The organism is Paenibacillus sp. LS-5 (genome assembly GCF_056121505.1).
This window is the reverse complement of the sequence record NZ_JBWAVA010000001.1, coordinates 207,903-233,606: the sequence shown is the minus strand read 5'-3', so window position 1 is coordinate 233,606 and position 25,704 is coordinate 207,903. Positions and strand designations below refer to the sequence as shown.

Sequence of the window (25,704 nt, the reverse complement as noted above, 5' to 3'; positions counted from 1 at the left end):
ACCCTCCTGGATGAAATCAAATGTTTCCGGTTATGTTTCGTTGTACCGGTGTGTTAGTTAAATAGTACACCGACTCATGTCATTTGTAAAGCCTAATTCTTCCAGACCAAATCAGCGGAACCAAGGCTGACGATGAATTCAAGAAGCTGGTATCTTGAATCATATTACGGGTAATAACATATTTGGCTTGCGGAAGCTGTAGGGTCCCGCTATGATCAAAAGATCAGTTTTTTTAGGAAAGGAACCCGTACTTATGATTCTCTTCATTCACCGCAAAGATTTGCGGACTACCGATCTACCGGCCTTTGATGCTATCCATTCTGCTGGTGCAGCCAGCTTACATGTACTGATCCTTGATCCTTTTCTGCTGCGTAAAGAGCGGTATCTTGAACACAGCGGCCTGAACTTTCTCAAGCAAGTTGCAAGGCTACAGCAGGATTATATCCGTGCGGGAAAACAGCTTCATATTCTGTACGGCGAGCCTGACACAATCGTCAAGAAGCTTGTACAGACCCAGCCCATTCAGCAAATAATGGTTCATGCAGATTACACTCCTTATGCAGTGAAAAGGGACAAGCTGTTGAATGATACAGCATCCTCTCTTGGTATCCGTTATCAAGCTTACTCAGACAGCATGCTCTGTGACTTGGATGATTTCATGGAGTGGAGCGGGCGGGCAGAACCTTATAAGGTGTTCACCCCCTTTTACCGCCGCTGGCGCACCTTCCTCGCAGAACGTTTCCGTCCTCCTTATTCCACAGACTTGAAGAAACTGCAAACGGCCAGCCTGGATCAAGGTATAACGGATACCTTCAGGGTTCCGGATGAGATTGGCCGGCAGCTCAGGCAAGTATCCAGTCAGACCAAAGATCTGGATCCAATTCGAATGCTCGATCATTTTCTTAGTCAAAAACTGGCGGATTACACAGTGAATCGGGATCAATATGCGGAGGATGGCACGAGCCGGATCAGCCGGCATCTGAATACTGGAGCAATTTCAGCACGGGCAATATATGTAAGGCTTACAGAGGAAGAACGAAGCGGAGAAGATTGGCTGAGGCAGCTGGCCTGGCGGGATTTTTACCTGCTTCAGGCCCGTCTGGATACTGATTTTTTCAACTATGAGAATGTCTTTGATCTGACCAGCCTGGGTACCAAACATTTTGAAGCCTGGTCAAAAGGGAACACTGGTATTCCTGTCATCGATGCGGCTATGCACCAGTTGAACGAAACAGGCTGGATGCCGAACCGTCTGCGGATGATTACCGCGATGTTCCTCTCGAAGAATCTGGGCTGTCCATTTATATACGGAGAACGGTACTTCCGGCTGAAGCTGAGCGATTATGATAATGTGCTGAACCGGGGCGGCTGGCTGTGGAGCTCTTCTCTCGGATTCGACGCCTCCCCTTACTTCAGGATTATGAATCCGGTAACCCAATCACAGACTCATAATCCAAGCGGAAGCTATATCCGTACCTGGCTGCCGGAGCTGTCAGAATTGTCTGACAAAGAAATCCATCTCCCCCGCCCCGGAGCGATTGTGGATCTGAAAAGTTCACGGGCACGGGCGATTGAAATCTATAAGGAAATTCTCCAAAGTAAAGGATAGACGCTTCAAATCCACTCTTGTTCTTGCTTTAGAATTCCCAAAATAAGTGTTGTCCCTGCCGATAACTGAATTAAGTCTTCTGCCAGCAGCTTCACTTGCTCCTGGAGCACATGCGCCTCATCTGTACCCTCCAGATACCGGGTGACAAAATGAAGAAAAACATCTACTTTTCTAAGCAGCATCAGAACTGGAATAGCCTTAATTTCTGCTTCCGTGAGATGGATATGGCGGCTGAAGCCCCGGCAAAAAGCTTGGACTGCGGCCCTTTCCTCCGCATGTCCAAGCAGCCCGGACAAAACAACCGCCGGCTCCATCGCCCGGACATCATAGGTGCAGAATTCAAAATCCAGCAGCGCGGCTACTTGCCGGCGGGCGGTTGTCTCTACCAGAAGATTAGAAGCATTTAGGTCTCCGTGTACCAGCTGGTGCGGCAGTTCTTGCAATTCTGTCAGCGATCCAGCGATGTTGTCATAAGCTTCATATAGCATGTTCAGCTCTTGAGCAAGTTCTGCAAACGGCACAGCCGGCTTCAGACATAGCTCACGGATCGTATCTGCACTGCATAGCGGATATGCCTGCCGGAGTTCATAATATGGCTTGTACACCGGAGCAAGGCCGGCATGAATGTCAGCCAAAGTGGAAGATAATACGCCTGCAGCCTCCCCGAAGGATTCGAAATATCCGCTATCCCCTTCTGCCGGTGAATCCCCGTCAATATATTTGAACAGGCAGGCGAATTTGCCGTCTGCATCTTTCAACTGCACCACTGTTTCTCCAGCTGGGGTAACGATCGGCACTGGTATTTTAAAAGGTAAAGCAAGCTTTCCCAGCTTTTGCAGCACAGCATGCTCAAATTCTATTTTTTCCCTGTCACGATGTGTATCATATATCCGCAAAATGCTCTTCCGGGCACCGCCGTTTACAATATAAGTCGTATTATTCCAGCCTCCGCTGCGCTTCTCCAAGGTTCCAGTCCACTGCGGCCAGATCTCGCTAACTATAGTTTCCACAAGGTGCGCCTCTCTTTCATGAATTTCAATCACCTATCAGTTCAAAAGCAATACTATATTTGTCATCCGTCTGTGTCAAATCCCTTTTCCCATCACTGAAAACGAATTAGAGGCATGTATGCGTCTCTGTGTTTTTTCCGCTATAATAAATTTCATATTGATATGAGCAAAGGATGGGATATTTATGGACGCTACAGTTTCTAAGCGCTGGCTACTGGCCAGGCTCTATGAGCCCGAGCAGACCATCGTGGACTGCCGTTTCACCCTCGGTAAACCGCAGGCCGGACGGGAAAGCTATGAGCAGGAGCATATTCCGGGTGCTATTTATCTGGATCTGGAGCTGGATCTATCAAGTCCAGTAGGTGACCACGGCGGACGCCACCCGCTTCCCGATCCGGAGGTGCTTGCTGCACGTCTCTCCAAACTCGGAATCAGCAATGATACACGTATTGTTGCTTACGACGATGAGAGCGGTATGAACGCAGCACGGCTCTGGTGGCTGCTGCGCTACCTCGGGCATGAGCTGGTATTCATTCTGGAGGGCGGCTTCAGTTCATGGAAAGCTGAGAAATTCCCGGTCACAGATCATCAGCCGGTGCGGGTACCAAGCAGCTTCACACCAAAGCTTCAACCGCAGATGCTGGTAAGTGTCGATGAGGTTCGTCAGGTGTCTGTGCATACGGTTAATGCCGGCGCGGACATTACATCTTCAGGTTCGGATTCGATATCCTTTACTCTTCCCATTCTAGTCGACTCTCGTGCGAATGACCGCTATCAAGGCAAGAATGAGACGATGGATAAGAAAGCCGGACATATCCCAGGAGCGGTCAACTTCTTTTGGAAGGACACGCAGAATGCAGATGGCAGTGTTAAGAGTGCCGAGCAGCTGCAGGAGCATTTTTCTGGACTGAACAAAGATGCAGAAATTATCGTCTACTGTGGCTCCGGCGTTACCGCCTGCCCGAATGTGCTGGCCCTTGAAAAGGCAGGGTTCAAGAACGTACGGCTGTATGCGGGGAGCTGGAGCGACTGGATTAGTTATGAGCAGAATCCCGTGGCTATTGGAGAGGAATGAACAATGGCATAAGCATGCAAAAGCCCGCGTCGGGTTCTCGGCGGACGCGGGCTTTTTGTGCTGATTACCGCTACACTGGCGGTGCAACTTGATTTCAAAAAACACGGATTTCCTGTGCTTTTCCAGCGATTCGCGCATGTTACAATTGCTGCACAGGCTCAAGGCGCGTATCTGCTGACATCTACGGCCACATGCTCGAGCTTGGTTTTGCTTAACGAATGATAAGGAGCAAAGGTTTGAATGATCTTTTTGTACTCAGCAGACGAATAAGGCACATCGCTCACCGTGAAGTTCAGCTTTTGGGAGGCTGCGGTGGAATTCGAAGCGACAGACGCTACCTGTCTTTCCATATTACCGGCTGCCGAGGACGGCTGAGCCGATACGATTCCTGTGCTTGGTCAGCACATGCGCGCTCACAAAGTAATCCCTGTCTTCATATTCGTCATGAACGAACTCCCACAGCAGCGAAAACCTTAGTTCAACTTTATACAACCGCATAATTTGCGGATGAACGTGGACAAATGCCCCCGGCAGGCACAAGCCTTGTTTTGCCATCTCCGGCAGATGCCCATAAATCAGGTCCAAGTTTTCCCGGAGATTTCCTCCCGTCAGCTCCAGAGTCTTACAAGCAGCCGGGCTGGTATAGCCGGTTGTTTTGATGTGCTGCAGCAACAAAGTATCGGTTAAATGGACAATCACCCCTTCCGGCACCAGGAGGCCACGCAAAGATTGAAAGATATTGATATGGATCCGTTCTAGCAGCCGATCCAGCTGAGCGCTGAATTCTGGCGTATGGGCAACCTTGTTTTTCTTCCGGTAAAAAAAAGCGGAGATGAGCTGCGTCGTGAAGCATAAATTCATGACCACGTCAAAAGGAGGGTGCAACGGCGAGAAATCCACGTTTGGCAGCAATTCGTCTACCTTTGCTTTCAAGTCATCCGGCGATGACACTTCCGTTCCTACTCCGGTCAAATCAATGATTGCCCGTTCGTATTTTTCCGGGTGCGCCGACTTGGCCAGAAAACGGTCCAGCGCTTTTTCATCGATATCAACGATTGTGATCCGCTCAAATATAGACTCAATGTACGAAATGGGCACATCGTTTCCGTTCCCGGCCCCAAGCAGTAAAATATGCCCGCGCCCACAGCGGTTATGTTCCAGTGTTTGCTCTAGAACTTGCTGAATCTGATCCTGGTAGCCCGCCCAGTGCTGCCAGTCATGCTGGGTCGAGTCATTTCGGAGGGTGTTGGCTTTGCGGAATCTGATGTAAGGCACTTTGACTTTTCTAGTAAATGGATTCATACCCGTGATTCACCTTTTCTATCCAGAATGGAGCTTTAAGAAAATTATATCGTTTTTAAAGTGGAAAACAGATTGCCTGGTCTAGAGTAGATAGGCCCGCAGCGTATGCGGGCTTTTGTACGTCGCACGATGTATACAGGCTCAATGGATGCCCGCCATTAACATTGTTTCCCGCATAATTTCTGCAATCTTCAGTACTCAGTCAAATATTATTATAATTAATTGTTTGTCTATTCGTATAATCTATGGTATCAATTGTAAGACGAAGAACAAAATGCAAACTGGGGAGAGGTTTTTATGTTGGATCGCAAAGAATTAAAACGAAGGGCTAAGGATGTACTCCGCACCTCGTATTGGAAGGCTTTTGTGGTAAGTTTAATTCTGGTTTTTCTCGGAGAAGGCTCGGGTATACCAAGCTTGAATCAAAGAATGGGATCCTCATCGCACCGCTTAGAACTTTCCAACTCCGTTCAAGAAATGGATTGGGGAATTTTAGGTCCCTTCCTTTTTATCGTATTATTCATAGTTAGTATAATCGCAGTAATTGGAATTGCATTTTATATCCTGATCGGTTCTCCTCTTAAAGTAGGTTCGTTGCGTTACTTCAAGCAATCTGCCGAGGGTGAAGTCCGTATGGGCAATATTGGCTATGCGTTTAACAAGGAACGGTATTGGGCTATAGTTCTAACCATGCTCTGGAGTGGTTTTTTGAATTTCTTGTGGTTCCTGTTACTGATCATTCCAGGAATAATAAAATCCTATGCGTACAGTCAGGTACCTTACATCCTTGCAGATAATCCAACCATCGGATATAGGCGTGCAGTAGAATTAAGCAGGCAAATGACTCACGGGCATAAATTCCACATGTTTGTGCTTGATTTGAGTTTTATCGGCTGGATTCTGCTTGGCCTGCTGGCACTCGGCATCGGCGTCTTATTCGTCCAGCCCTATATCAATGCCACAAAGGCTGAGCTTTATTTGAAATTACGCAATAATGCGCTTGCCTATCATTTGACAACAGAACATGAACTCCGGCTAGCACAGACTACCTATTTTTAGAATCGTATCTGCTATTTGTTAATACCAAGATGAAGCTGCTAAAGCGTTAGGCATCAAGTGCTGCAGCAGCTCCACTATCCTTAAATCATCTTCAATGTAATCATTTTAGTTATTGATACATTTAGAAGTCAATTAGAACAGAAGCCAAACTTAATCGTTCTGGTCCGATTCACTTTTTCTCGACGAGGCATGGGTGCTGCTAGCCAAGGCAATTTACACGAAGGAGAAGTATCTGTCAGCATCCATGAGTATCCGGAAGCACTTTTGCGAACCCGTCCGCTGAAAGTTTCAGTTCCCGTCTTAGCGGTACTCTCCCTATCTGAGGACGACTGGTCCTCGTTGGGTACATTTGGACTTTCCTGTAGAATGGTATACATTACGTCGGATGTGATATTACACGTACGAGCCAACAAGTCAATAATGTCTATCCGATGTCTGAAACTGCAAAAAGGAAAGGATGAAGTAAATTGAGTTATACGGAAGTACTGGAACGAAAAAGCGAAATTCTGAAGAAAACGATGGAAAATTGGCTTTTGAAAGAAAATCGTGACGGATTGAACCGTCAGGAGATCCATATTTATAGAGATACGATCAAGGAACTTCATCAGAACCAACATGAATTAAATGGAGCACGAGACGAAGAAGCAATCAAACGTCAGGACTCCGAGTCCACGGAAAATAAATTCTAAAAGCCCTCGAACGGGCGGCGCAAATGCAGTGATCTCTGGAACCCGCACGTAAATGTACAAAAGACTAGCCGGACTGACAAGCTGATCAAGGGTTATACCTTGGTTAGCTTGTTTGCCGTTTGGAGATCCATTGCTAACACATCGCCTACCGATAAAAGGAGGAATATGCGTGTTGAATACTTGAAGTTTGAGAAATTTATACAGGAGGCATCATCATGAAGTGGCTTAAACGATTGACTTTATTTTTATTTGTATTTATGTTTTTATTTTCACCAGCAATTGCTCCAAATTACTCCCCAGCTTACGCGGATAATGCTGCACCATCCGAAGGTTCGCCACCAGAGCAAGTTCTAAAGCTTCATTTCGAAAGAGAGCACCTCGCAGATCCTGCATTAGCTAATGACATCGAAAAAAGATCATATGTTACCGCGTTGTATGAGGGGCTGACAAGAGAATCCGAACAAGGAACAGTCATCCCTGCCGCGGCCGAGAGCTGGGAAGTATCTACTGATGAAATGACATATACGTTTCATATTCGACAAAACGCCAAGTGGAACAATGGAACGCCTGTTACCGCGAGCGATTTTGAATATTCTTGGAAGAGAATGCTGGATCCTCAGGATACTAAGCCTGAGGCGCATTTACTTTTCCCGATTGAGAATGCTGCTTCGTATGCTATGGGCAAATCAAATACGATAGGCGTTAAAGTACTCGATGAGAAGACTTTGCAGATTAAACTCATTAAACCAGTACCCAACTTTCTGAACTTGATCTCGCAGGTAGCTTTCTATCCTGTAAACCCAACGAGCGTACAATCGAATGCTAATTGGGATCTTAGCAAAAATATGATTACGAACGGACCGCTAGAACTCTCAAATTGGGAATATGGTGTCAAAATGACCCTTACTCCAAACCCTTATTACGATCGGCGGAGCGAAATAAAGTGGAACTCGGTTGAGATTACATTCGGATACACTGACGAAGTTACCAACCTATTTAATAAACGAGAACTCGATATTCTCTTAGACCATCAATTAACCGATGAGGATCTTGAATATGCAAAGAAAGTTAAAATGCCAGGACTAAAGCAAACAGGCGGTCGGCAGACTAGCTTCATGCTCCTTAATCCAAGCCAAAAACCGCTTAACAATATAAATATTAGAAAGGCGTTAAGCTTAGCATTGGACAGAGAGACCATGACAGCGTGTAAATGTACTGTGCCTTCATTTAGCTTTCTCCCACCCGGAGTAACAGGAGCGAATAAGAGTTTCCGAGAAGAGTATCCTAAGCTTTACATGCAAAAAAACATTACCCTTGCCAAGCAGTTGTTAGCGAAGGGTATGAAGGAACTTAACCTCAAAAAACTGCCTGTAATAACGATTACTTCCTCACCAAACAGTCTTAATTACTTGTCGGCGATCGAGTTAAAGGACTTTTGGAAAAAGTACCTTGGCATCGACGTTCAGATCCAAGTCCAAGAACGTGAAGCTTATATACTAAACCGCAGCAAGACCAAATATCAAATTACATATAAATCTCTAACTTCTGATTATAATAACGGATTATATTATCTTGATTACTTCACTTCGACCAATCCGCTCAACGAAGCAGGCTGGAGAGATTCTGAGTATGATAGCTATGTCAAAAATGCACATCTGACCAGCGATGCTACCACTAAAGCGCAAATGATGCAAAAAGCAGAACAGATTCTTTTAGATAAGGCACTCATTATCCCATTGAATTATGAATCTGAGTTGTGGATGCAACAGACGAATATTCAAGGAGTATATATTAGTTTTGAGAAAAAGTTTGAGTTCGCTCGTGGTTATAAGAGTAATGCTTCGCAATCCGCAATGTGATAGTCCCGTTCGAAGCAACAATTCACATATAAACACAAAGTTATGATCACTTATCATTAATCGATAATAACCGCTCAGCTATAACGCAAAGAGGACCGGAAACCCCATAGCGGGATTAAAATCTGGTCCTCTTTGCGTTTCATCCATCTTACTAGGTGAAGTTAATATATAACTAAATTTAATTTGCTTTCTCTGGTTTCTCTACTTCTACTCCATTAAGGATTAGATGCGGGTGAATCTCTGCCTTGAGTGAATCAGAGACGGCACAGTATTTCTCCTCAGCCATCAGGATGGCTTTCCAGAGACGGTAATCAGGGACGTTCCCATCGATATGAAAATACAGGTCAATCGCTGTAAATCCGGAAGGATTCGCTTCCTTGCGTGTTCCGTCTGCTTCAATTTCGAGACGTGTGATTTCAGGCAGGAATCGATCCAGTATCATTGTGATATCGATACCCATACAGCCTCCCAAACCTGCCAGCAGCAATTCCATCGGAGTCATCCCTTCGCCGTTTCCGCCGTATTTGGGAGTTGCATCCATTCCTACGGAATAACCTGAAGGCCCTGTGGAATTAAACATCCGTTTACCCTTCCAAATGGTCGATACTTTCATAATATATACCTTCTTCCTTAAATTTCGCTGATCTGTCGTAAGAATCTCCGCGTACGCTCCTCTTGGGGATCTTCAAAAAACCGCTGCGGAGCGGCTTCTTCGACAATTTTTCCATCTGCCATCAAAATGACTTTGGAGGCCACCTCACGGGCAAACTTCATCTCATGTGTTACGACCAGCATCGTCATACCCTCCTGGGCGAGCTCGCGCATTACGCTCAACACCTCACCTACAAGCTCGGGATCAAGCGCAGAAGTAGGCTCATCGAATAACATTACCGCAGGTTCCATGGCCAGAGATCGGGCAATCGCCACTCTTTGCTGCTGTCCGCCGGAGAGCCGGGAAGGATAATAGTCTTCACGATCCGCAAGTCCAACACGGTCCAGAAGCTTCCGGCCGATAGCTACCGCTTGATCCTTCGGCAGCTTCTTCACGGTAAGTAGACCTTCGATTACATTACCGAGCGCTGTTTTGTGCGGATATAGATTGAATTGCTGGAAAACCATCCCGCTCTGCTTGCGGATATTCCGCGTGGCCAGTTGGCGCGTACGTCTGGAGGCTGCGGCATCCACCACAATCCCGTTCACTTCAAAGCTCCCGCCTGAGATGTCCTCCAGACCATTTAAGCAGCGAAGCAATGTGCTTTTCCCAGAACCGCTAGGTCCCAAGACGACGACAATATCTTGTGCGGCCACCTGTATATTAATGCTCTTCAGCACTTCATGATCCTGAAAATGCTTAGATAAGCCTGTAGTCGTTATCATATTAATGTCATCTCCATGTTCAGTAAGCTCTGGCTAATCTCCGTTCAACCCTCTCCAGGATGAAGGCCAACCCTGTACTCATAATCCAATACATGATTCCGATTCCCAGATAAAAAGGCATATATTGATAATACTGCGCAATGAGCAGCTGTGCTTGACGCAGCAGTTCGCTGACTGTGATCACCGATACGAGTGAGGTCTCCTTCAGCATACCAATAAACGTATTGCCCATAGGAGGGATCGCAATACGCATGGCCTGAGGCAGCACAATTCTGCGCATCGCCTGCCATGGCGTCATTCCGGTTGAATACGCAGCCTCCAGTTGTCCCTGCGGAACAGACAGAATCGCCCCGCGAAACGTCTCGGACAAGTACGCCCCGGCATTCACACTAAGCGCAATATAAGCTGCTGTCAGGGAACCCAGCGTAATTCCATAATCCACAAGCCCATAATAAATGATTACTATCTGTACCAGGAGCGGTGTACCGCGGATAATAGATACATAGAAACGGGCAATCCACCGAATCGGCGGATTCCCTTTGAGCCGTGCAATCGCCACCACTAGCCCGATGATCAAACCAAAGAACATGGAGACAATCGTCAAAATCAAGGTATACCCGGCGCCCTTCAGCAAGAAGGGCAGATTGTCGAATACGAGTTGCATTGATACTACCCCCTTCCTGCCTTAGAACGCATATTCAAGCTATTATTTTGCAGGAGTCTCATTGAACCATTTCTGAAAAAGAGTATCGTAAGTGCCGTCTGCCTTCATGTCCGCCAAAGCTTTATTCATGGCATCCCGCAGTTCTGCATTATCCTTACGAAGAGCTACACCCGCCATATCGGATTTGATTGCTTCGCCAACGGCTTTAATCTGAAATCCATTCTCATCCACAATCGGCTTCAAGGCGTACAGATTATTAATGGTCGCATCAATCCGTCCTGCATCCAGATCCTTCAGAGATGTAATGACATCATCATAGGTCTTGATCTCAAAATCCCCAACCTTCGGCAGCACTTCGGTACGCAGGTAAGTTTCATCGTTTGTTCCCAGTCCAACACCAATCTTCTTGCCTTTGAAGTCTTCCAGCTTCGTGATATCTGTATTCTTGGTATTGACGATGATCTTGACATTGTTCGTGATATAAGAATCCGTGAAATCAATTTGTGCCTTACGTTCATCTGTGATCGTAACCTGGCTAATGACGATGTCGAATTTCTTCGCTTGCAGACTTGGGATCAGCCCGGAGAAATCCTGAGTTGTGAATTCTGCTGTTACTCCAAGACGTTTGGCAATTTCCTTGGCGATATCAGGGTCAAAACCGTCTACTTCTTTCTTATCATTCAAAAAGGTATACGGCGGATAGGTTCCCATTGTACCAACCTTGATCACGCCTGCTTTTTTAATTTGTTCCAGTTCATTCGATGCCGTAGTTCCCGAATCTGATTTCCCGCCGCAAGCACTTAGAACCAGACCGAACATAGCCAGCGCTGTTATTGTAACCATAGCAAATTTACGTTTTATCATTATTGTTTCTCTCCCTTTATCTATAGTTTTCCCAACAATCCGTAAAATTCAAAATTGGCCAATTCACTCGCTAATTGCTGTGCCGAGGCCTCTGCAACCTTAGAATGAATGTCTTCGGAGCCAAATAACCAGCGTGAGAGTAAACCGTCACACATACTCATCAACAGTGCAGCGCGAAGCTCAACGTCTATTCCCTCAGGCAGCATTTGCAGCTCAATCGCTCTTTCGATATTCCGGCGAAAAGCTTGCTCCATCGCATTTCGGGTAGCCGAAATACGTGTCCTTATGGTATGGTCGGCTCCATTTCCCATCAGGAGAATCTCCATCAGATGGCGGTTCTCTGCGGCGAAATTGAACAACCTGTGGAACAGTGCTTCTGAAGCTTTTACCATATCCGCTACATTTCCCGGATCTTGACGGTAACCTTGGGATATCACTTGCAGCAGCTGCTCCTTGCCCGTGTCGATAATCTCTAGTGCAATAGCTTCCTTACTCTTGAAATGCCAGTAAAAGGTGCCTTGCGCTACACCGGCTTCCTGAACGATGTCAGATATTTTCGTTTGATGATACCCCAGCCTGGCGAACTTCTCCAAAGCGATCTGCATTAGCTGGGTTCTGCGATCTATATTTCCATTGTTGTCATCTATAGGCAATCCCTGTCCCTCCTCCTGATTGATTCGTCAGTCAGTTGTCTTTTTTCAAATCCTATAGGATAACTGTGTTATTGTCAATAGATTCTTGATATTTCTTCCTATTGTCAGCTACACGACATTTTTTACGCATGGATTGTGTTAATATACATATATCACATAAGATTACTGTGAATTATTGTTCTATAGACTCTTCCGATAAGAGGTGACCTATTTATGGATTCCATTGAACCCTTGGATTTATTAGAGAAGCAGCAGATCAAGGAGGTCCTTCTTCGTGTCTTTCAAGAATACGGAACCCCAAAATCCTATAAGAAAAACGAATTCATTTTTTTGGAGAATGATCCCGCCAATGCAGTCTTTTATGTAGACACAGGCTTAGTAAAAATTTCACAGTCCTCTCAGGAAGGTCAAGGCATTACCCTCTTTCTACGTTATGCCGGTGAGATCTTCGGGAATGCGGAGCTGCTGGCGAACCTTCAACGCAAACGATATGCCAAGTGCTTGGTAGACTGTCAGATGATCACGTTAGACGGGCAGATATTTCTGGATTTAGCCAAGACCAACGCTGAGTTTGCGTACTCTTTAGCGGTTATCGGCGCCCATCGGCTATTGCAGACCCAAAACATGGTTGAGACGCTAATCAGCCGGCCTGTGGCATGGAGATTGGCCTGGTTAATATTCCAGATGGGCACTCGGAAAGATGAGCAGATCCATCTGCAACTGCAGCTCAGTCATGAAGAGATTTCTTATGTAATTGGCTGCAGCAGACAGACGGTCACCGAAACCTTGAATAAATGGCGTGAGAAAGCACTTATTGACTACAACCATAAGAAAATTATCATTTATCATCCAAACCGCTTTTTCACAGATATTTAATGAGGCGCTTGGGTCAGGAAGGTGATCACATGATCGAAATCAACAATGTCAGCAAAGTATTCAAGCAGCGGAAAGGAGAATCATACACGGTACTGGATCAGGTCTCCTTCCAAGTAGAACGCGGGCAATTTGTGTCCTTGGTAGGTCCCTCCGGCTGTGGGAAATCTACTTTATTAAACCTGATCGCAGGGTTTGAGACTTCCTATGGGGGTTCGATTACCGCCAACGGGCAGCGCATTACGTCACCGGGCTCGGACCGTGTTGTCGTCTTTCAAGAGCACGGGCTCTTTCCTTGGTTAACCGTACTCGACAACGTTGCCTTTGGATTAAAGCAAAGAGGCTTATCCAAAAAAGCCCGTTATGAGCTGGCCTATGAGCAGATTAAAGCCGTGCATTTAAGTAAATTCGTGGAACGTTATCCGCATGAGCTCTCCGGCGGGATGAAGCAACGGGTTGCGATTGCCAGAGCGCTGGTCATGGACCCGGAAATTTTATTAATGGATGAGCCCTTTGCAGCCTTAGATGAGCAGACCCGCTATATTTTGCAAAAGGATCTGGAGGAGATCTGGCAGAAAACGCAGAAAACCATTTTGTTTATCACTCACAATATTCGCGAAGCTATTCTTCTGTCTGAACGTGTGTTAGTCATGTCCACACAGCCCGGACGGATTAAACAGGAATTCGCCGTCCGGGCCTCCCGCCCTCATGCGCTGGATGATCCTTTGATCCATTCTCTCGAAACTAATATTCTGACAGTTCTGACAGATGAACTGGATAAGGTTGTTCAAGGGGAGATAGATCATGAATACAGCATTTAGAAGGATTATTTTTCTGATTATTCTTGTTATTGCTTGGGAGCTGAGCTACCGGATATTTCAATGGGGCTGGAAATTCCCCTCTCCATTGCAGACCTATCAAGCCTTTTACGATGGATTTACGAAGGGGAATTTGCTGGAGGCCACCTTTTCCAGTCTTCGCCGCCTGCTGATTTCGTTTGTTCTTGCCATTGGAATCGGTACGCTGCTGGGATTCTTGTTCGCCCGTTTTCGTTATTTTGATGAAACCTTTGGGTTCCTGGTCGTTGCGCTGCAGACAGTTCCCAGTATTGCCTGGCTGCCTTTCGCCATCATCTGGTTCGGACTTAACGATACCTCCGTTATTTTCATCACCACCATCGGCGCAACCTGGACCATGTCTATGGCCAGCCGAACCGGCATTCTGAATATCTCCACCATCCATTTAAGAGCGGCGCGGATGATGGGTACGGGCAGCGGGTTTAAGATGTTTTTTCAAGTGATGCTTCCCGCGGCTTTCCCTCATCTCATCACCGGAGTCCGCGTGGCTTGGGCATTTGCCTGGCGCGCACTTACTGCTGGTGAGCTTATTGCCAGAGGGCTGGGACTGGGCCAGACACTGCAGGACAGCCGCAGCATTGGCGATACCGCAACGATCCTGTGTGTTGTCATTATCATCGCCGTGATCGGCACCCTGTCGGATCATTTGTGCTTCAAAAGGCTGGAGGATCGAATTATGCTCCGCTACGGCTTAGATTCAGCCAAAGGATAAGTTGAAATCATCCACTCCAAGGTAAAGGGGAACAATCATGAGAAAATTATCGGTCGTCTTGTTGCTAGTATTCACTCTGGTCGTATCAGCTTGCGGAAATAATGGCGGGAACGCTTCAACAACAGGTAATCTGACAGTTCATATTGGGCTTTTGAAAAATGTAACCCATGCTCCGGCCTTCATTGCCCTGAAGAACGGCTACTTTCAGGATGCTTTCGGGGCAAATGTCAAGATTGAGGTCACTGCCTTTGACAACGGTTCTGACTTCTCCACTGCCATCGCAACCCATCAGATTGATCTGGGCTTTGTGGGTCCTGGGCCTGCCATCAACCAGTTTCTGAAGAGTGAGAACTTTCGGATCATTTCCGGTTCGAATAATGGAGGTGCGGTCTTCATTGCCCGCAAAGATGCCGGCATCCATTCCGTGAAGGACCTAGTGGGCAAAACCGTAGCTGTTCCCACCAAAGGCAGCACCAATGAAATCTCTTTGCGTTTACTTTTAGAACAGGAAGGTCTGAAGGTATCGACGGATACATCCGGCGTACAGATTATCACCCGTGCTCCAGCAGACACGTTGGTCGCCATGCGTCAGAAAGAAGTCGATGCTACCTTAATTCCGGAGCCTTGGGGAATGCAGATGGTAGAGGAAGGCACTGGCGAGGTCTTGGTCGATTGGGACAAAATCCCGCCAAATGATGGCAACTACCCTTTAACCCTGTTAGTAGCCAGCGACAAATTTCTGCAAACGCATCGTGATCTAGCCAAACGAGCGATCCAGGCCAATTTGGACGGAATTGACTTTATTCAATCGCATCCTGCAGAAGCCTATGAAGCAATTAGCGCAGAGCTTAAAGAATTAAGTGGAAAAGGCATGGACGTCAAATTAATCAAAGGCGCCATAGAACATTTGAACCTAACCGATGAGGTTGATCCGGAGGTTATCGAGACCATGGCTAAGGTGTCTTTTGACGCAGGATACATCAAGGATATTACTGAGGATAAGCTCGACCTAAGCAAGTTTATCGATTTATCGTTATTAAATGAAGTGAAAAAGGACAGATAAGGAGGTACAACCTACATGCAAATACAAGATCAGACCAGACAATTACCAGGCTTTCATGAGAACTTAAAAGTTATTTTACTCGGCACAGGCACACCACGGGCATTTCAGGGCCGGGCCAAAGCAGGTGTTGTCGTTCTAGCCGGTGATCATACCTTCCTGGTGGATTGCGGTGGTGCTACTGTAGATCAGCTCCTTAAAGCGGGTGTCATGCCGCAACGGATTTCAGATATTCTCTTCACTCATCATCACAGCGATCATAACTCGGGATTCTTCGATGTATTCATCTCCAGCTGGCGCACCCATGTCAATGCCAATCAGGTATTTCAGGGCCGCTCAACGCCAATGAATGTTTATGGACCTACCAACACTAAGGAGATTATCGGCAAGATGCGCTTGGCCTTCGATTTCGATGTCAATCTGCGAATTAACTATAACCTCTCGGCTGACGAAGGGGCCAATATCAACTATTTTGAATGCAATGAAGGCATAATTTATGAGCAAAAGGGCATCAAGATTACAGCTTTTGAAGTCGATCATAAACCCGTCTATCCTGCGATTGCCTATAAGTTTGAGTATAATGGGAAGTCTGTGGTCATTTCAGGTGACACCATTCCCGTTGACAACATGGTTAAATACAGCCGGGGAGTTGATCTTCTAGTTCATGAATCCTATAACAAGAGATGGTTAGATGCCCTGATTGAGAAATTCCCGGATCAAGCCGCCTCCCTATCCAATCCCGCCAAATACCATTCCACTACACACGAAGTAGCTGAAATGGCCCAGCAGGCTGAGGTAAAGCATCTGGTGCTCACCCATCACATCCCCGCACCAGCAGAAACGGTAGAATCAGAAGCAGAGTATAGTACAGGCATGCAGGAGATTTATAAAGGTCCCATCACCATGGGCCGTGATTTAATGGAGTTAGAATTGTGAGTATACTTGAACCAGTATATTCAAGATTCTATAGTTAATTTAAGGTCTGCTGTAAGGAGAGGTTCAATATCCTTATTGACAAAGTTGACTAATACATAAAGAAGAGCCCGCGCAGAATGCGGGCTCTTCTTTATGCTTTGAGTATAACAACCAACGGAAACAAGTTAACTCATTCTGATACATAATTATTTTGCCGATTTGGCCAAAAATTCATCGATCTGACGTTGTACTTCTGCAATAATTTTGTCTATTCCGGCAGCTTTTACCTGCTTTTGCAAGGTTGCCAAACCTTTGTCTACATCTTTCACTGTTCCATACTCCAGCGGAATGCCATATTGGAGCATTACATTGCCTACGTTAGCGACTTCCGTTTTGACCTTACTATTATCGAACGCAAAGGTTTCCAGAGGATAGTGATACACCTCTCCTTCCCATTTGTTTGTCAGCGCGTTCGCTTCTTCAGGGAAGGAAGCATTATCCCGGTTCAGCGGCGAGTTAAAGCCCCAATTGGAAAAACCAGTGAAGTTGGCGTTCTTTTCTGCATTTGTGTATTTGTCATCTCCAACCGGATTGTAATGTACAGCTGGAATTCCGTTCATGATCAGATCGTGCAGTTCTTTATCGTTCTGCAGTAGATCAACCATCATCAGCGCCCGTTCCGGGTTCTTCGAGGTCGAATGAATAGCGATCCCGTTCTGCGTAGAGACAGCCACAGATTTCTTCTTATCCGGTGTAATGTCTGCAAGTGCTAATTCATAAGGTGTTTTCTTCTCCCGCATATCAGTCATCAGAGCGCCAAGGGTACCCAGATTGTGTGTAATAGAAGCCGTCTTCCCGGCCTTGAACTCCTGCTGGTGATCCAGCTTACTGTTCAATGCACTTTTTGACCAGGCATTGTTATCGGCCAGATCCTTATAATAGTAGATCAGGTCCTTGAATTCCGGCGTTTCGTATACATTGAATACTTTACCGGCAGGGTCGGTCAGCTTGAAGCCAATTGGCAGATCAAAGTCGAGCATGTTCCATTCGTTCTGCTGCTTCAGCAGCACCCGGTCCAGATTATGCAGCTTCCAGTCCCCCGTCTCCGGCACGAATGGAGTAACGCCTTTCTCCTTCTCGGCGATCGTCTTGAGATAAGTTGCATACGCTTCCGGGCTGTTGATCTCCGGCAGGTTGTATTTCTTACGGAGATCCTCCCGGTACAGAATCAGCTTCTCAACAGTTTCCCCGCGGTTCTGAGGCACCATATAGAGCTTGCCATTCACCTTTGCCTGACCCCAGCTCACCTCTGGCATTGCCTTCCAGGTTAACGGAGTGTACTTCTGCAGCATATCATCGGTCAGTTCCAGGAAGCCGCCTTTGAGAGCCTGATCGTTATACCCTGCCCAGTTCGCCGCATAAATGAGGTCGAAATTCTCGTTGGCCGCAAGTTTGAGCGGATATTTCTGCGCCCAGTCCGACCAGTCCAGGAACTCGCCTTCTACCGTAGCATTGATCTTCTCCTTCAACTTCTTATTGATCTCCGCAAATACCGTATCATAGTCGACTGGTTTCGGTCCCACGAAGATCATCTTCAGTGTGACTGGCTTGGATGTATCCACTGTGCCCGCATCCCCGGCAGGCTGAGCATTATCTCCCGCAGCCTGTGTTGCTGCAGCAGAAGCGGTAGGATCCGCAGCATTCCCTCCAGTGTTACCATTATTATTGCCTCCACACGCACTTAGAAGCGACAGAGTTAGAATACCTGACAGCAGTGTCAACCCTCTTAGATTCTTCAAAAGATTATGCCCCCCATCGATATATGTAATCGTTTACATTCATAGTATAAAGAAAAGTTACTCCTCATTGAATGCAGGCCGTCAACGATTATACATACTTTTGCAACGACTTCATCAATGTAGAATGTATATATCAAAACTATAGTGCCTGAAAGAGGGGTTATGAACAGAATGTGGATTCATTGTCTTAAGTAGTCAAGATGCCCAAAGCTCTTCACTTCTCCCGCTTCCATGTCGATAAATTTAGAATACACTTGGAAAAGGTTGGAGGAACACATGATGAATAACCGCAGAACCGAGCCCTTTCGGTACACCCTTTTAGAACCTGTTGAATTCGATCTTCATATTCTTACCATCAATGGAACTCCGGTTCCTCCTAAGCCTGTAAATGCCGTACTGTATGACATCAGCCGTTCGGGATGCCGACTGTCGATTCCTTTGAACGTCAATCCGGATGTTAATCAGGTACGTGTTGGTATGGAGATGAATCTTTCCTTAGAAACTATCTATATAGAAGGAACGTTGAAATGGAACAGGGAACAGGAGGGCACCTTTCATTACGGTATTCAATTGGATATTCCCGAAGCTGATCGTGACCGACTTCCAAGAATACTGCGCACACTGGCCGGCGAAGGTAAAATATTGGTTCGTTAATAGGGACAAAAAAGGAGCATTCCTTCTGAGGGAATGCTCCTTTTTCCGGTTCCTATTTAAACGATACAGATTCCAATATCTTATCTGTTTCAGCCTTGGTCTTCTCATCTACGTACGTAAGAATGAGGTTAAATGCATACCCGTCAATAATGGTGCTGTAATATTCTTGTGTAACCAATGCCGCCCCAGTATTAATGGAAGCCTTCATCATATCCATATCTTTACCACCGACTTTGACTGTCTTGATCGCTTCGAATTCATACGGAAGTTTGCTGTCTTCCATCAATTTTTTTGAAGATTCAAGATAGTCCTTACCATCCTTAATGCCTTGGAGCATGCTGACCTTCTCGGCAACCGAGATAGCAGAAGCTCCGGTTTTACCGGAATCCAAAGGGAATTCAGAAGCCATGAGCAGGTTCAGCGTTTTGGTCTTCGCCAGATCAAGCATTTTACTCTTGGCTTTGTCCCCTCCGGCAACCACTTCCTGGCCTGCATCCATAAGCTTCATCATCTGGTCTGCGTCCTGATAAACCCATTCTTTAGGGAAGTTAAGGGATAACCCGAAAAAGTCATTAGTGTAAGTACCGCTTTCAGTCACACCCAAGCTAACCTCTTTGTTGTCTTTCCCGCCGCATGCTGTAATCATCATCAGCATTAACACCATAACCATAGATAATAAACCAACTTTTTTCTTCATAATACCCTCCTGATGTTTTCTCTCTTTGTGTACACCAGAAAAGTTTAACATGTAATGTCATCCTTTCCACCTATATAAAACTATAGGGAACACTAAAACAATAACATCCGTGTGGCTACGGAAACAGCTTCGGAGCTGGATTGGACCCCCAACTTATCAAAAATAATTTTTTTATGATGATTAACCGTACATTCTTTTATCTTTAATTTGTAGGCAATCGCTTTACCCGTCAGTCCTTGAGAGATCAGCTTGAGTACTTTCAGCTGACGTTCACTTAGTTGCGGGGGAAGATGACCTGCGGTCTTGCTTGCAAGCTGGACCTGGTAACTGATGAGCATATCTGCCGGAATCAGCTTGGCAATCGCGATCAGTTCGCTTTTCATAGCTGCATTGATTGTTGATACATCGAGATAGCCAATAATTTCATTACTGACCATTAACGGAACCGAAAAACAGTGCCAATTCTTAAAAAAAGGACTTTCATGGTCTTCAGGCGGCAAATATACGGAACAGCCCTGTGCTATGGCCTCGGATATCGCATTAACACCACAACATTCTTCTGTAAAAAACATCCCCAGGTGAATAGGAGAACTGCTTACAACACTTTCCAGATTACGACTGTAATCCATCGCAAGGAGAACCCCCTCCTCATCCGTAAGCAGAAATAAATATGTACCGCTAAGATGATCTTTAATATTGAATATACAGTGCTGAAAAACATCAATTAAAAGTTGATTAGGAGCGTTAATACAGTTAAATTGCTGCGTGTTCGATGACAAACAGACCTCTTTTTCAAGCCGGCCAGGTGTATCGATGGTTGTGATCATTCCTACATTTCTCCTTCCACATAAGATCACCCAGAAACTGGAGAATCCAATATACTTATCGGAATAAATGCAGGGGAAAATGAATTTTCGGCAAACTACGCTATATACTTCTGAATCTTTGAATATACGACTTTTGGCATGTTGTACTTAAAAAATACAATCATATCATCAACATTAAACGTTAATCTGCTAAAAAACAGGACTTTAAGTGCATATAGTAAGTTCATGTTATTACTGATCATCAGATAAACGTTACTATTATACTATTTTTTCATTTACTCTGTTCATGGACTGATTTATACAGATTGTTAAGCTTCAGAGCAGTACTACTGAATTCACTGCTCCTCTGGCGCAATGCACCAGGATTTCATACAACCGGGCTGATAGTGCACTATACTCCTTCTCCCGGTCATGCTGATAGGCAGAATACGGAGGACCGTCATTCCAGGAACCCATGCCCCCGAATACCCAAGCTTTATAGACAGCATTCAGCAGAGTACGCGCCTGGTCGTTATAAATATCCGGTAAGGTAAAAGACAACTGCACAGCTGGACCGGTTCCGTTCAGTACTTGTCCTGCTGGCTCAAAGAAATGTTCCGTCCAGAAACTCTCACCGATTCCGCTAGCGAGATCTCCAATCTGTCTTAGTACTGCTTCCAGCTTCCCTGATAAATCGGATAAAGGAAGGAATTCGCGATTGCCCTTCTGCCCGTCGAGAAGTTTCTGCTCGGTGTAGATAACTTTCCACTTGGTCTGCGAGCCATACTTATCCATCCGCCAATCAGCTTTCCATAACGATTCCCCTGATGTTCCAAGTGAGGTCACTCCGGTGGGTACCCCAGCGGCACTATAAGTACTACTGATCCCAGAAGCTTCTGAAGGCATACCATTTAACATGAGCCGCCGGCATCCATTATTTCTCAGCTCAGCAAGCCACTCCGGCCAGGTTCTGCCCTTCACGCCCGATTCTGCTATGAATTGTACTTCTATAGACTCCATATGCTCCATTTCTGCATTGGAAGCATCGGCCCCGCTAATCAAATATCCATTGCCCAGCGCTGTGATTAATAATAGCTGATGCAACTCCCCGTTCATATGTAATTCCCCCTTTTCTTGGCATAACCTGTGGTTGCAGTATCCAAATCTCCTATCTATATCCTCTCACTTCCTTGTTCCATTCATCAACCTAAGAATCCTTTTTTGCTGCAAAAACCTCTTTAGTATAAATAGAATTTAGCATTTAACGAAAACAGCGCGTACCCGTCTTATCCGGGTACGCGCTGTTATTGACTGCTTTTACGTAAGCACACTCTCTAAATGACTGGGCTTAAGCCTGTGAAGCTGCCCTGTCCGACATTCTCCATCGAAGTTTGTACACTTCAGGAAGCACAACTCCCAGAAGTACCAGGACAACCCCGGTCCACTGCAATCCGCTTACCTGCTCATGCAGTACGAATGAGGACAGCAATACGGCAACCGGCAGCTCGGCTGCACCAAGTATGCCAGCCATGCCGCCCCCGATATGAGGAACACCAATCGCAAATAATACCGGCGGAATAAACGCCCCGAACAAACCAAGTAAAAATCCAAACAGCAGCAGTTGTCCCCACAAAAGCCCGTTAAACAGAAAGTATGGCGGGAATATAATGAAGAGTAGAAGCAATCCGCCGGTAACCATCCATGCACTCCGGTATGCCGGATGTGCAGAGGGAACCGCTTTGCCGCTGAAAATAATGAACATGGAGTAGCTCACAGCTGACAGCAGGCCAAGTGTAAGTCCCAGAGTGTTGAAATGTGCTGCCCCCTGATCCATGATTCCTGCTGCAAGCAGTGTTCCGCCAAAGAGAAGCAGCAGCGTCAGCAGCGTCACCTTGTCCGGCCGCTGCCTTTTGCTGACAGCCTGAATCAACACACTGATCCAAGTGAACTGGAATAGTAAAATAATGGCCAGTGAAGCCGGAATATAGCGCAATGACTGGTAATAGACTAAGCCCGTAACCACGGTTGGCGCACCCGCCATCATGAGCAGCAATCGCTGCTTCCAAGTAAGAGCTGGCGATTCCTGACGTGCGGCAGCAGGTGTGATACCTTGGCTACGTTGTTTGCGAGTCTGTCTAACCCTTGTATATAAAGCCAGCAGCCAGGCAAGGATGCAGCCGGTCAACAGCTGCGTTCCAACCACTTCACCAAGCTGGTACCCCTCTCCGTACGCCAATACGACGATCGTGGATAAAATGCCGTAGCTCATGGCACCCAATAATACCGATAACAAATATTTCAAATCCTTCATTCATTTATGCCTCCTGAATCTATTGAATCGGCCGCAATACGCAAATAAACCTAACTCCGGGGACGAGGACCGTGGAACACGATCCTTGCCATCGTAGTTAGGAAGAGTAGGCTTCCTGTAGAAACCCTCGCCCTGTTGATGCCCGTTAGGCTGCGAGGTTATACGAGAACAGTATGTAATTATACGTATGACGACTGTTCATATGTTACATGGCAAGTAAACTGCTGTCAACCTTTATTTCTTAAAATTTTAGGGTTCAACAATTCCTGACAAGAATCCTACCCTACCCTGCAGAGGAGGTGTGCATTCTGAATCGTTCTCGACCCGTCAAGCTGTTAGGACTCATCACCGGAATTACGCTCTCCAATATAGCTGTACTTTCCCCAGGACTGCTCGGTCTTCAAATTGTCGGCGGAAGTACGCTTGAGACTGCTTCAGGCGTTACCATGTTATTTATTAGTTTGCTTGTCGTGTTATATGGGAGTTATACCCTCCTCTTCAACACTCCGGCCGCTCCCTCTCTGCGTGCTTTAGTAACCCGGGAAGACTACCTCGCAGAGCTGAACCGCTACAAGAATGTGCAGGTGCTCAAAAAGGATGTCCTGCTTGCCCTGGAACAATTGGATAGAATCGACAAGAAGAAATCCACTTTGATGAATATACTGGGCGAGCGGTTTGAGCCTACGGAGTTAAGCTTCCGGAAGTTCCAATCCGTCATTATGGAGGTTGAAAAGCTCTTTTTCCTGAATCTGCGGGGAATTCTGAACAAACTCAGTGTATTCGATGCCTCTGATTTCACCTTGTTCACCAGAAGGCAAAAGCCGAAGGCCTTCACCGATACCCTGGTACAGAGAAAAACCGAGCTGTATAACGAATATTTTGCCCATATGACTGGCTATCTCGGGGCAAACGAGGAGATTCTGCTTAAGCTGGATCAACTGCTGCTGGAAATTTCTCTGCTGGATAGTACGGACTACAGCATAGTTGATGAAATACCTTGCATGAAAGAGCTTAACGCCTTGATCGGGCAAACCAAGCTCTATCAGAATTAGAAAGGAAGATGCACATGTCCGGAAAAGGCAAAAAAGGAATCATACTTGCAGGGATTGCAGCATGCGTATTTGCACTTGTCTATTTTGGAATCACGTTGACCGCTAATTTGGGTAAATCCGATAAGGAGATTTCGGCAGAAGACGCCGGTAAAAAGCTGAACAGACTATACAGCAATATTAATGTAACGATCGCAGATACAGTAAAAGGGCAAATCGATCTGGACCCTGCAGATATCGGTGAATCCTTGCCCGACATCTCCAAATTCCCGATTTCCGTTGAGAATACTACGGACAATTTCGTTGAAATATTCGCTTCCCCTGAGAAATCCGGGACGGGAAATAACGGCTGGCTGAATGAAGTAGCCACCGCCTTTAATGACGCAAAGATCATGATCGGCGGCAAACAGGCTTCTGTGAAGATCCGTAATATCGCCTCCGGTACCGCCGCAGACTTCATACGGTCCGGCAAGTATATTCCGGATGCTTTTACCCCATCCAATGAACTGTGGGGAGAAATGGTCAAAGCGAACGGTACACCTGCCGAGCTTATATCCAAGCGCATGGCCGGTAATGTCGCCGGTATCGTAACCAATAAGAAGAAATATGATGAACTGGTCGGCAAATACGGCTCTTTGAATGTCAAAACCATCACGGATGCTATCGCTGCGAATGAACTGTCGATGGGCTATACCGATCCGTTTGCCAGCTCCACCGGACTGAATTTCCTGGTGACCGCTCTCGGTACTTTTGACAGTTCAAATCTGCTTAGTGATCAAGCCGTGCAGGGCTTTGAACGGTTCCAGGCCAATGTTCCTTTTATCGCTTCGACCACGCTGCAAATGCGGGATGCCGCCTCTACAGGGGTACTGGACGCTTTTGTTCTGGAATATCAAACCTATGTCAATGCGCCTGATCTGAAGAGCGGCTATGTCTTTACTCCGTTTGGAGTGCGTCATGACAGTCCACTCTACGCACTTGGGAATTTACCTGATGAGAAGCTGGACATCATTAAGAAATTTGCTGAATTCACAGAGCAAGACAAATTTCAAAAGCTGGCTTCGGATAAAGGCTTCAATGGATTGAATGAATACGTCTCCGAACTCTCCCCTCCCCAGGGCAGCCTCCTCTCATCTGCGCAGAAGCTCTGGAAGGAGAAAAAGGATGGCAGTAAACCGGTTGCAGCTGTATTTGTGGCTGATGTGTCGGGAAGCATGGCTGGAGAACCGCTTAATCATCTGAAGGAGTCGCTCCTCAAAGGACAGAAATTTCTTGGTAAAGACAACAGTATCGGTCTTGTATCTTACTCCAGTGAAGTGACTATTAATCTGCCCATCGGCAAATATGACACCAATCAGCAGTCCATGTTCGTAGGTGCAATTAACAACCTGCAGGCTACCGGAGGCACTGCTACTTTTGACGGAATCATTGTGGCGATGAAAATGCTTCATGACCAAATTGCAGTGAATCCGGATATGAAGCCGCTGATCTTCGTCCTAAGTGACGGTGAAACGAATGAAGGCCATTCACTGGATGAGATTAGAGGCTTAATTGAGACCTACAAGATTCCGGTCTATACCATTGGCTACAATGCGAACATCAAGGCATTAGAGAGCATCTCCAGCATAAATGAGGCAGCTAATATCAATGCGGACACAGAGGATGTCGTATACAAAATAGGTAATCTGCTCAACGTGCAAATGTAGCTAAGGCTACCACCGTGCATGTTATCGGGGAAGCGAAGCTTCATAAAACTTGGCGTATGCTTTCGTAGCGAGTTTTATTGCGGTGATTAATCGGGGGAAGCGAA

The 25,704-nt window shown here is 46.2% G+C and carries 26 protein-coding genes; 13 read left to right on the top strand and 13 right to left on the bottom strand.

The window, feature by feature from the left end; genetic code table 11:
* Positions 1 to 253 precede the first annotated feature (253 nt).
* A complete protein-coding gene (locus tag AC0MA3_RS01060; RefSeq protein WP_474654854.1) occupies positions 254 to 1,609 on the top strand; it encodes a cryptochrome/photolyase family protein in 1,356 nt (451 codons plus the stop codon).
* Between the two features lie 5 nt (positions 1,610 to 1,614).
* Here the strand turns inward: AC0MA3_RS01060 and AC0MA3_RS01055 are convergent, their stop codons facing one another.
* The gene (locus AC0MA3_RS01055) at positions 1,615 to 2,619 is read right to left on the bottom strand and encodes a phosphotransferase enzyme family protein (protein ID WP_474654853.1); all 1,005 of its coding nucleotides are present in this window, start codon (positions 2,617 to 2,619) and stop codon (positions 1,615 to 1,617) included.
* Positions 2,620 to 2,803: 184 nt separating this feature from the next.
* Between AC0MA3_RS01055 and AC0MA3_RS01050 the strand changes: the two genes are divergently transcribed.
* Positions 2,804 to 3,694: a sulfurtransferase gene (locus AC0MA3_RS01050; RefSeq protein ID WP_474654852.1), complete on the top strand. Its 891-nt coding sequence runs from the start codon at positions 2,804 to 2,806 to the stop codon at positions 3,692 to 3,694.
* 158 nt (positions 3,695 to 3,852) lie between these two features.
* Here AC0MA3_RS01050 and AC0MA3_RS01045 read toward each other — a convergent pair whose 3' ends face one another.
* Positions 3,853 to 4,044 (bottom strand): hypothetical protein, encoded by a 192-nt coding sequence (locus tag AC0MA3_RS01045; protein ID WP_474654851.1) that lies wholly within the window; start codon positions 4,042 to 4,044, stop codon positions 3,853 to 3,855.
* 1 nt (position 4,045) lies between these two features.
* Positions 4,046 to 4,996: a hypothetical protein gene (locus tag AC0MA3_RS01040; protein WP_474654850.1), complete on the bottom strand. Its 951-nt coding sequence runs from the start codon at positions 4,994 to 4,996 to the stop codon at positions 4,046 to 4,048.
* A 297-nt stretch (positions 4,997 to 5,293) separates the two neighbouring features.
* On the opposite strand from AC0MA3_RS01040, the gene AC0MA3_RS01035 reads away from it, so the two are divergent.
* From AC0MA3_RS01035 to AC0MA3_RS01025, 3 genes are all read left to right on the top strand, one after another.
* Positions 5,294 to 6,055 (top strand): DUF975 family protein, encoded by a 762-nt coding sequence (locus tag AC0MA3_RS01035; RefSeq protein WP_474654849.1) that lies wholly within the window; start codon positions 5,294 to 5,296, stop codon positions 6,053 to 6,055.
* Positions 6,056 to 6,522: 467 nt separating this feature from the next.
* Positions 6,523 to 6,744, top strand: coding sequence for a hypothetical protein (locus AC0MA3_RS01030; RefSeq protein WP_474654848.1), 222 nt, complete (start codon positions 6,523 to 6,525; stop codon positions 6,742 to 6,744).
* 215 nt (positions 6,745 to 6,959) lie between these two features.
* Complete coding sequence (locus tag AC0MA3_RS01025; RefSeq protein WP_474654847.1) at positions 6,960 to 8,603, top strand: peptide ABC transporter substrate-binding protein; 1,644 nt, start codon at positions 6,960 to 6,962, stop codon at positions 8,601 to 8,603.
* 178 nt (positions 8,604 to 8,781) lie between these two features.
* Here the strand turns inward: AC0MA3_RS01025 and AC0MA3_RS01020 are convergent, their stop codons facing one another.
* The 5 genes from AC0MA3_RS01020 to AC0MA3_RS01000 are packed head-to-tail and all read right to left on the bottom strand — an operon-like array spanning position 8,782 to position 12,113.
* A complete protein-coding gene (locus tag AC0MA3_RS01020) occupies positions 8,782 to 9,216 on the bottom strand; it encodes an OsmC family protein (protein ID WP_379152932.1) in 435 nt (144 codons plus the stop codon).
* A 17-nt stretch (positions 9,217 to 9,233) separates the two neighbouring features.
* Positions 9,234 to 9,980 (bottom strand): amino acid ABC transporter ATP-binding protein, encoded by a 747-nt coding sequence (locus tag AC0MA3_RS01015; protein ID WP_474654846.1) that lies wholly within the window; start codon positions 9,978 to 9,980, stop codon positions 9,234 to 9,236.
* A gap of 19 nt (positions 9,981 to 9,999) precedes the next feature.
* Positions 10,000 to 10,644 (bottom strand): amino acid ABC transporter permease, encoded by a 645-nt coding sequence (locus AC0MA3_RS01010; protein ID WP_379152937.1) that lies wholly within the window; start codon positions 10,642 to 10,644, stop codon positions 10,000 to 10,002.
* A 42-nt stretch (positions 10,645 to 10,686) separates the two neighbouring features.
* Entirely contained in the window at positions 10,687 to 11,508 is an 822-nt protein-coding gene (locus AC0MA3_RS01005) for a substrate-binding periplasmic protein (protein ID WP_474654845.1), read from the bottom strand.
* 20 nt (positions 11,509 to 11,528) lie between these two features.
* A complete protein-coding gene (locus tag AC0MA3_RS01000) occupies positions 11,529 to 12,113 on the bottom strand; it encodes a TetR/AcrR family transcriptional regulator (protein WP_474655155.1) in 585 nt (194 codons plus the stop codon).
* A gap of 261 nt (positions 12,114 to 12,374) precedes the next feature.
* Between AC0MA3_RS01000 and AC0MA3_RS00995 the strand changes: the two genes are divergently transcribed.
* From AC0MA3_RS00995 to AC0MA3_RS00975, 5 genes are read left to right on the top strand one after another with little or no spacing between them, the layout of a single operon-like run.
* Positions 12,375 to 13,037: a Crp/Fnr family transcriptional regulator gene (locus AC0MA3_RS00995; RefSeq protein ID WP_474654844.1), complete on the top strand. Its 663-nt coding sequence runs from the start codon at positions 12,375 to 12,377 to the stop codon at positions 13,035 to 13,037.
* Positions 13,038 to 13,066: 29 nt separating this feature from the next.
* A complete protein-coding gene (locus AC0MA3_RS00990) occupies positions 13,067 to 13,855 on the top strand; it encodes an ABC transporter ATP-binding protein (protein ID WP_474654843.1) in 789 nt (262 codons plus the stop codon).
* Positions 13,839 to 14,603, top strand: a complete 765-nt coding sequence (locus tag AC0MA3_RS00985) for an ABC transporter permease (protein WP_474654842.1) — start codon at positions 13,839 to 13,841, stop codon at positions 14,601 to 14,603. Before AC0MA3_RS00990 ends, AC0MA3_RS00985 begins: the two co-directional genes overlap by 17 nt.
* A 37-nt stretch (positions 14,604 to 14,640) precedes the next feature.
* Positions 14,641 to 15,666 carry an ABC transporter substrate-binding protein gene (locus AC0MA3_RS00980; protein ID WP_474654841.1) on the top strand — a complete coding sequence of 342 codons (1,026 nt, stop codon included), beginning with the start codon at positions 14,641 to 14,643 and terminating at the stop codon, positions 15,664 to 15,666.
* A gap of 15 nt (positions 15,667 to 15,681) precedes the next feature.
* Positions 15,682 to 16,599: an MBL fold metallo-hydrolase gene (locus tag AC0MA3_RS00975; protein WP_474654840.1), complete on the top strand. Its 918-nt coding sequence runs from the start codon at positions 15,682 to 15,684 to the stop codon at positions 16,597 to 16,599.
* 185 nt (positions 16,600 to 16,784) lie between these two features.
* Here AC0MA3_RS00975 and AC0MA3_RS00970 read toward each other — a convergent pair whose 3' ends face one another.
* Positions 16,785 to 18,377, bottom strand: a complete 1,593-nt coding sequence (locus AC0MA3_RS00970) for an ABC transporter substrate-binding protein (protein WP_474654839.1) — start codon at positions 18,375 to 18,377, stop codon at positions 16,785 to 16,787.
* 279 nt (positions 18,378 to 18,656) lie between these two features.
* Between AC0MA3_RS00970 and AC0MA3_RS00965 the strand changes: the two genes are divergently transcribed.
* Positions 18,657 to 19,031, top strand: a complete 375-nt coding sequence (locus tag AC0MA3_RS00965) for a PilZ domain-containing protein (RefSeq protein ID WP_474654838.1) — start codon at positions 18,657 to 18,659, stop codon at positions 19,029 to 19,031.
* Between the two features lie 52 nt (positions 19,032 to 19,083).
* Here AC0MA3_RS00965 and AC0MA3_RS00960 read toward each other — a convergent pair whose 3' ends face one another.
* From AC0MA3_RS00960 to AC0MA3_RS00945, 4 genes are all read right to left on the bottom strand, one after another.
* Complete coding sequence (locus AC0MA3_RS00960) at positions 19,084 to 19,728, bottom strand: hypothetical protein (protein ID WP_379152955.1); 645 nt, start codon at positions 19,726 to 19,728, stop codon at positions 19,084 to 19,086.
* A 92-nt stretch (positions 19,729 to 19,820) separates the two neighbouring features.
* Positions 19,821 to 20,555: a helix-turn-helix domain-containing protein gene (locus AC0MA3_RS00955; RefSeq protein WP_379152957.1), complete on the bottom strand. Its 735-nt coding sequence runs from the start codon at positions 20,553 to 20,555 to the stop codon at positions 19,821 to 19,823.
* Between the two features lie 315 nt (positions 20,556 to 20,870).
* Positions 20,871 to 21,650 carry a hypothetical protein gene (locus tag AC0MA3_RS00950; protein ID WP_474654837.1) on the bottom strand — a complete coding sequence of 260 codons (780 nt, stop codon included), beginning with the start codon at positions 21,648 to 21,650 and terminating at the stop codon, positions 20,871 to 20,873.
* Positions 21,651 to 21,882: 232 nt separating this feature from the next.
* Entirely contained in the window at positions 21,883 to 22,845 is a 963-nt protein-coding gene (locus AC0MA3_RS00945; protein WP_474654836.1) for an EamA family transporter, read from the bottom strand.
* 299 nt (positions 22,846 to 23,144) lie between these two features.
* Between AC0MA3_RS00945 and AC0MA3_RS00940 the strand changes: the two genes are divergently transcribed.
* Positions 23,145 to 23,897, top strand: a complete 753-nt coding sequence (locus AC0MA3_RS00940) for a hypothetical protein (RefSeq protein WP_379152963.1) — start codon at positions 23,145 to 23,147, stop codon at positions 23,895 to 23,897.
* Positions 23,898 to 23,911: 14 nt separating this feature from the next.
* The gene (locus AC0MA3_RS00935; protein WP_474654835.1) at positions 23,912 to 25,600 is read left to right on the top strand and encodes a vWA domain-containing protein; all 1,689 of its coding nucleotides are present in this window, start codon (positions 23,912 to 23,914) and stop codon (positions 25,598 to 25,600) included.
* Positions 25,601 to 25,704 lie beyond the last annotated feature (104 nt).

What these genes read in the sequence shown, in the direction of transcription:
- AC0MA3_RS00955 (WP_379152957.1), bottom strand. Translation starts at nt 20,555, where the DNA reads ATGATCACAACCATCGATACACCTGGCCGGCTTGAAAAAGAGGTCTGT.
- AC0MA3_RS00975 (WP_474654840.1), top strand. Translation starts at nt 15,682, where the DNA reads ATGCAAATACAAGATCAGACCAGACAATTACCAGGCTTTCATGAGAAC.
- AC0MA3_RS00985 (WP_474654842.1), top strand. Translation starts at nt 13,839, where the DNA reads ATGAATACAGCATTTAGAAGGATTATTTTTCTGATTATTCTTGTTATT.
- AC0MA3_RS00935 (WP_474654835.1), top strand. Translation starts at nt 23,912, where the DNA reads ATGTCCGGAAAAGGCAAAAAAGGAATCATACTTGCAGGGATTGCAGCA.
- AC0MA3_RS00990 (WP_474654843.1), top strand. Translation starts at nt 13,067, where the DNA reads ATGATCGAAATCAACAATGTCAGCAAAGTATTCAAGCAGCGGAAAGGA.
- AC0MA3_RS01040 (WP_474654850.1), bottom strand. Translation starts at nt 4,996, where the DNA reads ATGAATCCATTTACTAGAAAAGTCAAAGTGCCTTACATCAGATTCCGC.
- AC0MA3_RS00995 (WP_474654844.1), top strand. Translation starts at nt 12,375, where the DNA reads ATGGATTCCATTGAACCCTTGGATTTATTAGAGAAGCAGCAGATCAAG.
- AC0MA3_RS01045 (WP_474654851.1), bottom strand. Translation starts at nt 4,044, where the DNA reads ATGGAAAGACAGGTAGCGTCTGTCGCTTCGAATTCCACCGCAGCCTCC.
- AC0MA3_RS00960 (WP_379152955.1), bottom strand. Translation starts at nt 19,728, where the DNA reads ATGAAGAAAAAAGTTGGTTTATTATCTATGGTTATGGTGTTAATGCTG.
- AC0MA3_RS01025 (WP_474654847.1), top strand. Translation starts at nt 6,960, where the DNA reads ATGAAGTGGCTTAAACGATTGACTTTATTTTTATTTGTATTTATGTTT.
- AC0MA3_RS00950 (WP_474654837.1), bottom strand. Translation starts at nt 21,650, where the DNA reads ATGAACGGGGAGTTGCATCAGCTATTATTAATCACAGCGCTGGGCAAT.
- AC0MA3_RS01015 (WP_474654846.1), bottom strand. Translation starts at nt 9,980, where the DNA reads ATGATAACGACTACAGGCTTATCTAAGCATTTTCAGGATCATGAAGTG.
- AC0MA3_RS00945 (WP_474654836.1), bottom strand. Translation starts at nt 22,845, where the DNA reads ATGAAGGATTTGAAATATTTGTTATCGGTATTATTGGGTGCCATGAGC.
- AC0MA3_RS01000 (WP_474655155.1), bottom strand. Translation starts at nt 12,113, where the DNA reads ATGCAGATCGCTTTGGAGAAGTTCGCCAGGCTGGGGTATCATCAAACG.
- AC0MA3_RS01005 (WP_474654845.1), bottom strand. Translation starts at nt 11,508, where the DNA reads ATGATAAAACGTAAATTTGCTATGGTTACAATAACAGCGCTGGCTATG.
- AC0MA3_RS01060 (WP_474654854.1), top strand. Translation starts at nt 254, where the DNA reads ATGATTCTCTTCATTCACCGCAAAGATTTGCGGACTACCGATCTACCG.
- AC0MA3_RS00980 (WP_474654841.1), top strand. Translation starts at nt 14,641, where the DNA reads ATGAGAAAATTATCGGTCGTCTTGTTGCTAGTATTCACTCTGGTCGTA.
- AC0MA3_RS01020 (WP_379152932.1), bottom strand. Translation starts at nt 9,216, where the DNA reads ATGAAAGTATCGACCATTTGGAAGGGTAAACGGATGTTTAATTCCACA.
- AC0MA3_RS01010 (WP_379152937.1), bottom strand. Translation starts at nt 10,644, where the DNA reads ATGCAACTCGTATTCGACAATCTGCCCTTCTTGCTGAAGGGCGCCGGG.
- AC0MA3_RS01035 (WP_474654849.1), top strand. Translation starts at nt 5,294, where the DNA reads ATGTTGGATCGCAAAGAATTAAAACGAAGGGCTAAGGATGTACTCCGC.
- AC0MA3_RS01050 (WP_474654852.1), top strand. Translation starts at nt 2,804, where the DNA reads ATGGACGCTACAGTTTCTAAGCGCTGGCTACTGGCCAGGCTCTATGAG.
- AC0MA3_RS00965 (WP_474654838.1), top strand. Translation starts at nt 18,657, where the DNA reads ATGAATAACCGCAGAACCGAGCCCTTTCGGTACACCCTTTTAGAACCT.